Consider the following 12,205-nt stretch of genomic DNA (forward strand, 5'->3'; position numbering starts at 1 on the left):
TGTAATGAAAACCGATAAACACCTGCACACGTTATTAACCTCCGGCCCCGAAGCATTTCGTTTCCTCACTGGCGGTTTAGAACTTATTGGCAGCTATCAAGATCGTTCTATTGTATTCAAAGAATTGGAACGCCGCGCCGATCATGTGTTTGAACCAGATAACGGCATTGGGCCGGTGTATATTCTGGAAATTCAAACCCAACATTCTGGTGATGTCTATGATCGTTTAGTGTTGGAATTGGTGCTGTATCGCAAATTGCATCCGAATTGCACAGTTCATGGTTTGGTGCTATTCATTGAACGCACTGGTGATGAACCAGAATCGCCGTGGCAACCTTATTTAGGAGTGGGTTCGCTATTACTAAAATCTGTCTATTTGGATGAAATCATTGAGCGGGCGCGTTTTGAACAACCAGATCATCCACTATTAGCGACTTTTCTGCCATTAGTCGCTAACAATAAGGAATTAGCGCAACAAGCATCGGCAGCATGGCAACAATTGGCAGCACGGACTGAACCGGATGCCACCGCGTTAATGGATGTATTTACATCATGGTTAATGGAACGCTACAAACATCAATCCTATGAGGAGGTTATGGCAATGTTGCATCTTCCAACAACACCGTTAGAAGAAACCCGTGCGTATCAGCAATTGGTGGGCATTGGTATGGAGAAAGGGCGCATTGAAGGTCGTCAAGAGGGTCGCCAAGAAGGACTCAAGGAAGGGATGAATAAGGGGCAGCAGAAAGGACGCCAAGCTGAGGCTCGCGCTATCCTCACTAAACAACTTCGGCGTCGTTTTGGTGATTTGCCTGATTGGGCAGTAACGCAATTGCAGAAGGCAAATACAGAGCAGTTGGAAGCGTGGGCGGAGCAGATTTTTGATGCGCCTGATGTGGAAACATTGCTCGGCAGTTCATTGGATTAAGTTCAGTCGGTTGGGTTGATGCGTCAACCCAACCAACACCAACTGCGTTACTCCTAATTATTCACAACCATTTTTATGAGCATTAGCCAATGACTTTATATGCTGATTTGAAAAACGTTCGCAGTGAAGAAGATGTGAAAGATGCGTATATTAAAGCCTTGGGCTTAACTAGCTACACCAAGGGTTTAATTGATATTCAAACTGAAGAAATTTGGTTTGAAGCCAAGGATACCGGTAAACATTCCAGTTATGCGATGTTTACGCAGTTGCTGCATTATGTGCAGGATGCGTTGAATAAAGGCGAACGCATTCCGCCGTTTTTAGCAGTCATTGATACCGAAAAAGCGGCAATAATGAAAAGCGCCGATGTGCTGCCATTTTTAGCTAAAAAAACGATTCGCTGGGGTAAATCCGCCAGCAAATACACGCCAGAAGCCTTGGAAGTCGTGTCCGCATATATCGGCACCTATTTTGTCTCGTTTCGTTTAGAAACGCACGAAGATGAATTTATTGCCACCATCAAAGCCGCGATTCAAACCGGCGAAATCATTCGGATTCAAATCACGCCAGATAATTTGAAGCAGGTATTTGATAAATGGGTGACGATGATCGGCAGCCAGATTGACGGCATCAGCGCCGAAGATTATGCGTTGCTGTTTTTTGCCGACATCATGAATGACGGCACGGTATCTTCTTATCAGGAAATTTCGGCAAAGTTAATTTTTGTAGACGGTAAACCTGCATTTTTTCTGGATGGCAAGCTTTGTGCATTGGGTAACAAAGAAGGGTATCGCCAGTTTTGGGCAATTTATCACCGTCCGCCGCAGGAAGAACATCGCAACTATTTATTAGAACGGCGCGATAGTTTAATTCCGTTGAATGAGCGCAGCTTTAAGGGCGCATATTATACGCCGCTCAATGTCGTAGATCGCGCTTATGATACACTTGCTGAGGTATTGGGAAAGAACTGGCAGAAAAATTATCTCGTGTGGGATATGTGCTGCGGCGTTGGCAATTTAGAAGTGAAGCATTCTAATCACCGCAATCTGTTTATGAGTACGTTAGATGTTGCGGATATTGATGTAATGCGGGCAACGAAAACCTGCGTTGCTGCCACGCGCTTTCAATATGATTATTTGAATGATGATATTACCGATGACGGCAGAATTGATTATAGCCTCACCAATAAACTGCCGCCAGCGTTGCGTGATGCGATTCAAGCAGGCAAGAAGATTTTGGTGTTAATCAATCCGCCGTATGCGGAGGCGGGCACAGATGTTAGCTGTACAGATAAGGCTGGCGTGGCAAAAACAAAGTTTGCCGCAACAGCAATGAATCGTTATGGTAAAGCCAGCAACGAGCTGTTTACGCAGTGTTTAGCTAGAATTGCGCTAGAAATACCCACAGCAACAGTGGCGATATTCAGCAAGTTGAAATATGTCAACGCGCCGAATTTTGAGAAGTTTAGACAGGTTTGGAACGCTGAATATCTCGGCGGTTTTGTCGTGCATAGCAAGGCATTTGATGGCTTAAAAGGTGATTTTCCGATTGGCTTTTTGGTGTGGAAAACCAATCAAAATGCCAAAAAGAAACGGTCGATTGATGCGATTGCCGTTGAAGTTTTTGATAGAAATACACGACCGATTGGTGAAAAACAGTTTTATAACTTGCCGAACAGCAGTTATTTGAATGTGTGGTTAAAACGTCCCAAGAAAAATAACCAACCAGTGATACCGATTAAAAATGCTATTTCACCGGCAACATCTACGCCAAGTGTCACTACATGGTCAGATCAGGCAATCGGTTATATGCGTTGTTCAGTGAATGATGTTCAACACGCCAATCAACATACTGCTTTGTTTTCATCAAGTTTTAGCGATGGGCATGGCTTTTATGTCAATCCCGATAATCTTTGGCAAGCCGCCATCATCTTTGCCGTGCGCCGTTTAGTAAAACCCACTTGGTTGAATGACCGCGATCAATTTTTACAGCCGACTGGTGAACTCACTGATGAATTCAAACACGATTGCTTGATTTGGATGCTGTTCAACGGCAGCAATCTCACCGCCAGCGCCGACGATTTAGAATGGAATGGCGCAACGTGGTCAATCGTCAATCATTTTATTCCGTTCACGGAAACCGAGGTCAACGCACCAACGCGATTTGAATCTGATTTTATGGTGCGTTATTTGAAAGGCAAAAAGCAGTCATCTGAAGCAAAAGCTGTGCTCGCGGCAGGTAAACAATTGTGGCTGGCGTATTTCGCCCAGAGTGATAATCACATCGTGCGCCATGAATTAAAATTAAATCGCGCTGATGTTGGTTGGTATCAACTCCGCAACGCTTTGAAAAAACGCAATGATAGCGGTAATGATGATGCGTTGGTCAGTTTTGCTGCGTTTGAATTGGCATATAAAACCTTGACCGAGAAATTGCAGCCGCTGGTGTATGAATTAGGATTTTTGAAGCGGTGAGGATATGAAGTGATAACAACCTTTAATGAACCCTATATAGTGAATTGAAATGTCACAGATCACCATTTTGTGGTTTCGCCGTGATTTGCGGCTGGATGACAATCCTGCGTTGCAAACCGCGTTAGCGACCAGCCAGCGCCTGATTCCGGTCTACATTCACGCGCCGGAGGAAGCTGCGCCGTGGTCGCCGGGCGCTGCCAGTCGCTGGTGGTTGCATCACAGCTTGCTGGCGCTAGATCAAGCGCTGCGTGAGCGCGGCAGTCGGTTGTGGCTGGCGCGAGGCGAGAGTTTGGCGACGCTGCGCCAGCTCATCGCCCAGACCGGCGCGACGCAGGTGCTGTGGAATCGGCGCTATGAACCGGCGCTGTCTGCGCGTGATACCGCGATCAAACAGGCATTGCGAGCCGACGGCTTGCACTGCGCCAGCACCAACGCGGCGCTGTTGTTTGAACCTTGGGAAATTCGCAACGGCAGCGGGCTGCCATATCGCGTGTTTAGTGCGTTTTGGCGCACCTGCGTTAAGGAGTTATATCGCCAACTCCCCGCGCCAGCGCCCGCCACGCTGCCGCCGTTGGGCGAATTGAGCGCCGGTTGTGACCTTGCCGAATTGGCGTTATTGCCGCGTCACAATTGGGATCACGGGCTGCGGGAGACGTGGACGCCGGGCGAAGCTGGCGCGATGCAGCAAGCCATGACGTTTCTGGCGCAAGACCTGACCAGCTACGCGACGCAGCGCGATGTGCCGGGGAATGTGGGAACGTCGCGGCTGTCAGCGGCGCTGCATTTTGGCGACATCAGCCCGCGTCGCTTGTTGGCGCTGGTGCTGGCGCACGGCGGCGAGCCGACCACTGATCCTTGGGTGCGCGAGCTGGGCTGGCGCGAATTCGCTTATCACCTGCTCTATCACTTTCCCCACACCACGACGCAGCCGCTGGATCAACGGTTTGCTGCATTACCGTGGCGCAGCGCACCGGAACAGCTCGCAGCGTGGCAGCGCGGTCAAACCGGCATTCCGCTGGTGGACGCCGGAATGCGCGAGCTGTGGCACACGGGCTGGATGCACAATCGGGTGCGGATGGTGGTCGCCTCGCTGCTGACCAAGAATTTGCTGCTGCCGTGGCAACTCGGAGCGCAGTGGTTTTGGGACACGTTGGTTGACGCAGATTTAGCAGTGAATACCGCAAGTTGGCAGTGGACGGCGGGCTGCGGCGCGGATGCAGCGCCCTATTTCCGCGTGTTCAATCCGGTGCTGCAAGGTGAACGCTTTGATCCAGCGGGTGTTTATGTGCGGCGCTGGTGTCCAGAGCTGGCGCGGCTGCCGGATCGCGTTGTGCATCAACCTTGGGCGGCGAGCGCGGCGATCTTGACGGCGGCGGGAGTGCGATTAGGAGTGAATTATCCGCAACCGCTGGTGGATTTAGCGGCATCGCGGCGGGAGGCGCTGGCGGCGTGGGAAATGGTGAAAACGGCTTAACACTTGGCATTACATGTCGCGATGTTGCGGAATAAAAAATAGCAATGAATAAAAACACTTATCGCGCTGATATTGATGGTATGCGAGCGATTGCCGTGCTATCAGTGATGTTGTATCACTTGAATGCAGATTGGCTCCCTGGTGGTTTTATTGGCGTTGACATCTTTTTCGTTATATCGGGATTTGTTGTGACTGGCGCACTCGTCAATTCACACGCTACAACCCTATTAAATTTTATTGCTGATTTTTACGCCAATCGGTTAGCCCGCATCATGCCAGCATTGATTGTAATGCTCTGCGTCACCGCATTATTGGCTACTTTGTTTATTCCGCGAGCTTGGTTAAGTGAACTCAGCGAACGCACCGCACTGTTTGCGTTTTTAGGTTTAAGTAACTGGGTGATGCAACATCACAACGATGCTTATTTTGCTCCACGCGCTGAATTTAATCCTTATACGCATACTTGGTCACTCGGTGTAGAAGAGCAGTTTTACTTAGTCGTTCCGATGCTCATTTTTCTTTGGATACACAACTACCGTGCAGTACAACAATCACAACAACATTGGTGGGTGATTAGCTTCTTTTTTTTGCTGTGTGGCGCATCATTTATAGGTTGCTTATATGCAACACAGACATATCCAACGGCAGCTTTTTATTTCTTTGGTTTTCGATTTTGGGAACTTGGTTTAGGTTCACTTCTCTATCTTGTGTCGCTTAATCGCACGACTGCAACTGCGAGCCGCTTAGTCTGTACGATACAGAACATCTTGCCTTGGCTAGGCGTGTTGCTATTAATTTTAACGTTTTTATTTGCCCAAGCTGACCAATTTCCTTGGCCTTGGGCAGTGCCAGCCGTGCTTGGTAGCTTATTCATCATTGGCGGAGTCAAAACAAATAACCAATCACCAATTCGGCGTTTTTTTGCAACATCATTTTTAGTCTGGATCGGCAAGCGTTCTTACTCATTTTATTTATGGCACTGGCCAATTTATGTACTTTTGCGCTGGACAACTGGGCTCCACACTCTCCCTTTGCAAATCACAGCGCTTGCAGGAACCTTTGTGATTGCAATGTTCAGTTATCGTTATGTGGAAACACCATTACGCCATCATGTTCATATAACACGTTGGCATCCATTATTACGCATTACTTTTTTTGTTACGCTAACCGCGCTTGGGTGGTGGTTAGCGCAGTATTTATTTACGAATTCTATTTATTATAGTTTCAGTACGGTAACACGCCATTCAAGTGATTGGCATTCAAGCAATCACATGCCTTATACCAATCCAGCAGAACGCAGATGTCAAGTAAAATTGCAACATTATTTTGTTGGTGGCGGACAGGAATTTCGTTATGTGCCACAGGATTGTCGCTATCAGGCATCATTCCGCAATCTACATGTGCTTGGTGACTCACATGCGATGGCGTATTTACCGATTTTTGAGCAATTTAGCGCAGAAACTGGAACAAATATCAGCGTATATGCTTTTACGAGTTGTAGCTTTATTGATTTCCGCCGACCCGTATTTGATCAAGCAGATGATTGCAATAAATTCATACAAACTATTGTGCAACAGATACTTGATACAGCGCATGAAGGTGATTTTGTGTTTTTACCGAGTTTGCGCATAGAACGTTTTGGTGATCAATGGTCAACTCTGGAGCGTGATGTTTTTATCAGTATGTATAATCCTGAAGCGATGAAACTGCGTCTACTGGCTATGGAAGACGCAAAACAGTTGATCCAGTTATTTACTGACAAAAAATTACAGATTGTTTTTGAAGCTCCTAAACCAATTTTCAAAGCACCTCCGTTTCGTTGCGCGGACTGGTTTAATCGCCACAATCCAATTTGCATTGGTAATAATCAACAGCCGCGGATTGAGCTGGAACGCTTGCGTCAACCAATTATGGCAAGTATGTATGAAATTGTTGATAAATTTTCTAGTGTCTCCATTTGGAATCCATTCCCACTACTTTGTCCTGATGCTGTTTGTTATGCGTTCAAAGATAAACGTCCGTTATTTTTTGATGGCGATCATTTGAGTGCTTATGGCAACACAGTGTTGTATCCCAGTTTTAAAATACATTTTGAAAAATTGCTGTGATTTTAATTTCAAGTGTTGGCAACTGCCTTTAAGCAGGGTGATTGCCGAAATAACACGATAATCCGTTTGCGCTGCTCAATAATGGTGGGTTGCCAACTACGCACATCAAAATCAAAAGCCGATTGTAGAGTTCACGCGCTGTAATCGGTATCGTATAACGTGCTTAATTCAGTCATGTTCTGTTCCTTCTTCTGTTGTTTTCTGCATCCAGAAAAAACCGCCGCACTTTAATTATAAAGTGTGACGGTTTTTTCATTAGTCCGACATCCAGTGCGGTTATTTGACCGTGTAGGTTTTGGTCAGTTGATTGTTGGCTTCATTCGATTCTGGCGTTTGACACCAGCTATCAGCAAATGCCCGCAAGGTTTTTGCACCAGCGCCACTTGACCGCAAATTGACCGTCAAGGTTTTAGTCGCTCCGGCAGCCAATGAACCAATCTCAATCCATTGTTCACCAAACGCGCCGCAGGTTTGTGCTGTTGGCTGATTTGCCCACACATCCAAATAACCGCCATTTACGGTCACGGTGCTTTGATTTTTCACTGTGATCTTGGCGCTAAAAATGCTGTTAGCTGCGGGTGACGTTGGTGTGATTGCAACGGAAACAATTTTAATGTCTGCGATGCTGTTAGCTCCAAACACCGCTGTCACTACTTTATTGCTGGTCAGCGTGACTGTACATTGCAGCGGCTTGTTGGCAATTGGGGTGCAGCCCGTCCATTTCGTGAAGGTCGCGCCAGTATCCGCTTTGGCAGTCAGTGTGACGGCAGTGCCGCTGGTGAATGTTTTGCTGCAAGCCGTACCGCAATTGATTCCTACTGGTTCGCTGGTGACAGTGCCTTTGCCACTTTTGTTAATTGACAATTTATAGCTGGGCAATAAATTGAAATTAGCAGTGACGGTTTGCGCTTCAGACATTTTGACCGTGCAATCGCCAGTTTTATTGGTACACGCACCGCTCCAACCGCTGAATGTCGAACCGGATTTGGTATCGGGTGTGGCAGTGAGAATAACACTGCTACCGTTGTCAAAATCCGCTGCGCAGATTGTGCCGCAATTGATTTTCCCGTCTTTGCTGGTGACGCTACCGCTGCCCGTGCCGGATTTTTTGATTGCAAGTGAAAAGGTGGTTTGTTGTTCGCCCATCAATGCCTGAATACGCGAGATGACATTTGGTCTCGACGATGCTCCCATCGTGTCAGCCTCATTTGCTAACACTAATCCTTGAGAATGCGCTGCGACTGCATCAGCATATTCCTGTTGCATAACACTCGGAAGCACGCTTCCAAGATTGGAGGTATTTTCATACCTGTAATATCCAGCAAAGCTAAAGTGACTTAGTACACTAGAAGACTTAAATACTGGCCACCAGCCCCAATTTGAAGCTGAGAATAATTTGCTCTCACTCTCCAGTGAAATCATTGCGGGATCGCTGACATTGATTTTGTAGATAGAGCCAGACTGCGCATAACCATTGCCATCGTCCTTACTGTTCTTAAATGCGTAGAGATAATCGCCTGAAAGATATAAAGCGCCATGTCCTGATGTTGGGTCGCCATTTGGCCATACTTCGCCGATAACGACAGACTGATATGAGTTTGAATCTTTGTTGAAACGCACAATTTTTAGCGAGCTTTTGTAGGCGCGAGTTCCATCAGGATCGACGCGGTAAACACCATCTGGTGATTTAACCGTTGCGAGAACAAAAACATCACTACCATTAAACAGGATGTCGGTAATGCCATGCGATGACAGCACATCGCTGACATTGATGCTGCCGGAATCAGCAGAATCATTAGGAGCAGCCAGTTGCAATACCTCTGCGTCTGTCAGGGCGCGGTTGTAAATGCGCATTTCATCTATTGCGCCATTCATTGGATGCCAATAACTCTGATTACGGCCAATATAAATATCTTCGCTGTTTACATTAGTAATGTTGATGCTAACATCATGTGTACTTACAAGTCTGCCGTTAATAAACACTTTTGCGGTATGTTCGCTATTCGAGTAAACGTAAACGATATTAGCCCATTCGTTAATGCTATAACCCTCGATCAAACCAGGACTAGGATTAAAAGAAGAATAGTAGTAAATCGACTCGTTTCGGATATCTGTTGTAAGCATTGTACTAAGCGCATATTCACCTTTTATAAATACTAAAAAAAAAGGCGGATCAGCATCATAATTTAGTGGGCTTTTATAATTACCCCATCCATCCATGCCGTCTAATCCAGATAGTTTGACTGCATGAGCCACAGAAAAATCGCCTGTAAACTGCAACGATGAACTGTTAGGGACATGAATCGCGCCAGAATTATAATAACCACCAAAACTCGCCGCACCGCCAGCAAATCCAGTCGATGCTGTGACCGAGCCTTCTACTGTGCCGTTATTGCCATTTGTCGAGCAATCCTTTCCCAAATTGCTGGCATCATCGAAACAATAATAAGCGACCAATCCCGTATCAACATCTGCCGATACTGCGCCGCTAATCATCAATACGCCGAGCAGCAGTATTGTGACCATGTTCTTCATCACTTGTGTCCTTTGTTCAGGTTGTATAATCGTGGTAAACCGCACAAAAATAAGGTGGAATTTACCTGTTTGCGCCTTTCGATCGTGTTGCATCAAAGACGCGTAATATCTACCCTCTCCCCTGCTCATTTGTCAAGCACAAATAACATTACAAAAAGGCAACCGAAAAATCATCTGAACTGAGAAATGCCAGCAATTCATTTCCCGCTGCATCCAATTTGGTGAAATCAAAACCGTTGCTACCGAATTCAGCATCTTGTTCGGGGAAATCGGCGACCGGACACGGCAAACCGTTTTCGGTTTCATTTGAGCAAGTGCTGATGCCCGTCATTCAAACCGATAGCATAAACGGGAACTGTCAAAGCGAGCAGGGCAGCAATTCCAGCCCAACGCGCCAGCACTCGAAGCGCGGGTTTGCCCTGACCACCGACATCTTCTGCGCTGCGAGTACATGTGTTGCAGCTTGTGAGTCGGTTATGATTAGGAATCACGCGATCTGGTTGCCCTAAATCGCTATTTCACGCATTCATTCACGTTCCAATGAGGTCAGAGATGCACCTGCGTGCCTTCCCTCCCGCCCAAGGTCTCTATGACCCGGCTAACGAGCACGACGCCTGCGGCGTCGGTTTTGTCTGCAATATCAAGAATGTCAAAAGCCACGCCATCGTGCGGCAAGGGCTTGAAATCCTTGAACGTCTGCACCATCGCGGCGCAGTCGGCGCTGATCCCAAAGCGGGCGATGGCGCAGGAATTCTGGTGCAGATTCCCGATGCGTTTTTCCGCGCCGTGCTGGAGTTCAATCTGCCAGCGGTCGGTGATTACGGCGTTGGCATGGTGTTTCTGCCGCAGGACGCTGCCCAGCGCCAGCGCATGGAGGAAATCGTCAAGCGGCGTTTGCAGGAAGGCGGGCAAACCGTGCTGGGCTGGCGCGATGTGCCGGTCGATAACAGCGATCTCGGCTACAGCGTCCTGCCGTCCGAGCCAGTCGTGCGGCAGGTATTCGTTGCCAAAGGCGACAATTGCGCGGATCAAGCCGCGTTTGAACGCGCTTTATTTGTCACCCGTAAACGGATGGATAACGAAATCCGCGAAGCCGGCGCGAATCAAAGTGCGTATTACGTCGTCTCGCTGTCCTCGCGCACCGTCAATTACAAAGGCATGTTGCTGGCGCATCAGGTCGGGCGCTATTACCGCGATCTCAGCCATGAGCAATTCAGCTCCGCGCTGGCGCTGGTGCATCAACGCTTTTCGACCAACACCTTTCCGACCTGGAATCTGGCGCAGCCGTTTCGGATGCTCTGTCACAACGGCGAAATCAACACGCTGCGCGGCAACGTCAATTGGATGGCAGCGCGGCGGCACACGATGCGCTCCGAGCTGCTCGGCGCAGAATTGGATCGCATCTGGCCACTGATTCCCGAAGGGCAATCCGATTCCGCCTGTCTCGATAACGCCTTGGAATTATTGGTGATGGGCGGGTATGCGCTGGCGCACGCGATGATGCTGCTGGTGCCGGAGGCGTGGTCGGGCAATCAACAGATGGATGCCGAGCGGCGGGCGTTTTATGAATATCACGCTGCGCTGATGGAACCTTGGGATGGCCCCGCCGCGCTGGCGTTCACTGATGGACGACAGATCGGCGCGACCTTGGATCGCAACGGACTGCGCCCGGCGCGGTATCTCGTCACCAATGACGACATGGTCATCATGGCCTCGGAAATGGGCGTGTTGGACATCGCCGAGGAGCGCATCGTCAAAAAATGGCGCTTGCAGCCCGGCAAGATGTTGCTGATTGATTTGGAGCAGGGTCGGATCATTGACGACGCGGAAATCAAAGCCGCGCTCGCTGCCGCCAAGCCGTATGGCGACTGGCTCACCGCCACGCAGATTCATCTGGACGCGCTGCCGACCGATGTCGCACCGATGGCACCTGATGCCGCGACGTTGCTCAAAGCGCAGCAAGCCTTTGGTTATACACAGGAAGACATCAAATTCCTGCTGCAACCGATGCTGTTGACCGGTGAGGAAGCGATTGGGTCGATGGGTGCAGACAATCCGCCAGCGGTGCTGTCGCGCCGCGCCAAACATTTGTCGAGCTATTTCCAGCAGAACTTCGCGCAGGTGACGAATCCGCCGATTGATCCGATCCGCGAGGAGCTGGTGATGTCGCTGGTGTCGCTGATTGGGCCGCGCCCGAATCTGCTGGGGATCAATGAAGCGGGCAAACATTGGCGGCTGGAGGTCAATCAGCCGGTGTTGACCAATGCCGATTTAGAGCGCATCCGCCACATTCAAGACAACACCAGCGCCGCCTTTCGCACCACCACGCTGCACATGGTCTACGCGGCAGTGGACGGCGCTGACGGGATGCAAGCGGCGCTGGCGCGGTTGTGTCAGGCCGCAGAGCAGGCGGTGCGCGACGGTTTCAACATCTTGATTCTCTCGGATCGCAACACCAACCGCGATGCCATTCCGATTCCGTCGCTGTTGGCGACTTCCGCCGTCCATCATCATTTGATTCGGCAAGGACTGCGCACCAGCGCCGGCTTGGTGGTCGAAACCGGCGCTGCGCTCGAAGTCCATCATTTTGCTGCGCTCGCTGGCTACGGCGCGGAAGCGATCAATCCGTATTTGGCGTTCGATACGATTCAATCGTTATTGCCTCCGCCGATCTCATCAATCCCCC

General features: G+C 49.0%; 7 protein-coding genes. 5 read left to right on the plus strand and 2 right to left on the minus strand.

All coding sequences use genetic code 11. The features are described 5' to 3' along the window. Positions 1-4: 4 nt before the first annotated feature. From CKO12_RS06225 to CKO12_RS06240, 4 genes are all read left to right on the plus strand, one after another. Positions 5-928, plus strand: coding sequence for a DUF2887 domain-containing protein (locus tag CKO12_RS06225; protein WP_200153879.1), 924 nt, complete (start codon positions 5-7; stop codon positions 926-928). 89 nt (positions 929-1,017) lie between these two features. Continuing rightward, a complete protein-coding gene (locus tag CKO12_RS06230; protein ID WP_200153880.1) occupies positions 1,018-3,402 on the plus strand; it encodes a hypothetical protein in 2,385 nt (794 codons plus the stop codon). 49 nt (positions 3,403-3,451) lie between these two features. Then, positions 3,452-4,876: a cryptochrome/photolyase family protein gene (locus CKO12_RS06235; protein ID WP_200153881.1), complete on the plus strand. Its 1,425-nt coding sequence runs from the start codon at positions 3,452-3,454 to the stop codon at positions 4,874-4,876. A 44-nt stretch (positions 4,877-4,920) separates the two neighbouring features. After that, the gene (locus tag CKO12_RS06240) at positions 4,921-6,984 is read left to right on the plus strand and encodes an acyltransferase family protein (protein WP_200153882.1); all 2,064 of its coding nucleotides are present in this window, start codon (positions 4,921-4,923) and stop codon (positions 6,982-6,984) included. 276 nt (positions 6,985-7,260) lie between these two features. On the opposite strand, the gene CKO12_RS06245 is transcribed toward CKO12_RS06240, so the two are convergent. Then, complete coding sequence (locus tag CKO12_RS06245) at positions 7,261-9,612, minus strand: LamG-like jellyroll fold domain-containing protein (protein WP_200153883.1); 2,352 nt, start codon at positions 9,610-9,612, stop codon at positions 7,261-7,263. Positions 9,613-9,667: 55 nt separating this feature from the next. After that, positions 9,668-9,850 carry a hypothetical protein gene (locus tag CKO12_RS06250; protein ID WP_200153884.1) on the minus strand — a complete coding sequence of 61 codons (183 nt, stop codon included), beginning with the start codon at positions 9,848-9,850 and terminating at the stop codon, positions 9,668-9,670. A gap of 221 nt (positions 9,851-10,071) precedes the next feature. On the opposite strand from CKO12_RS06250, the gene CKO12_RS06255 reads away from it, so the two are divergent. Then, a partial coding sequence (locus CKO12_RS06255; RefSeq protein ID WP_274599908.1) for a glutamate synthase central domain-containing protein occupies positions 10,072-12,205 on the plus strand: 2,134 nt, incomplete at its 3' end.

The sequence above is a fragment of the Chromatium okenii genome (assembly GCF_016583745.1).
Taxonomy (GTDB): domain Bacteria; phylum Pseudomonadota; class Gammaproteobacteria; order Chromatiales; family Chromatiaceae; genus Chromatium; species Chromatium okenii.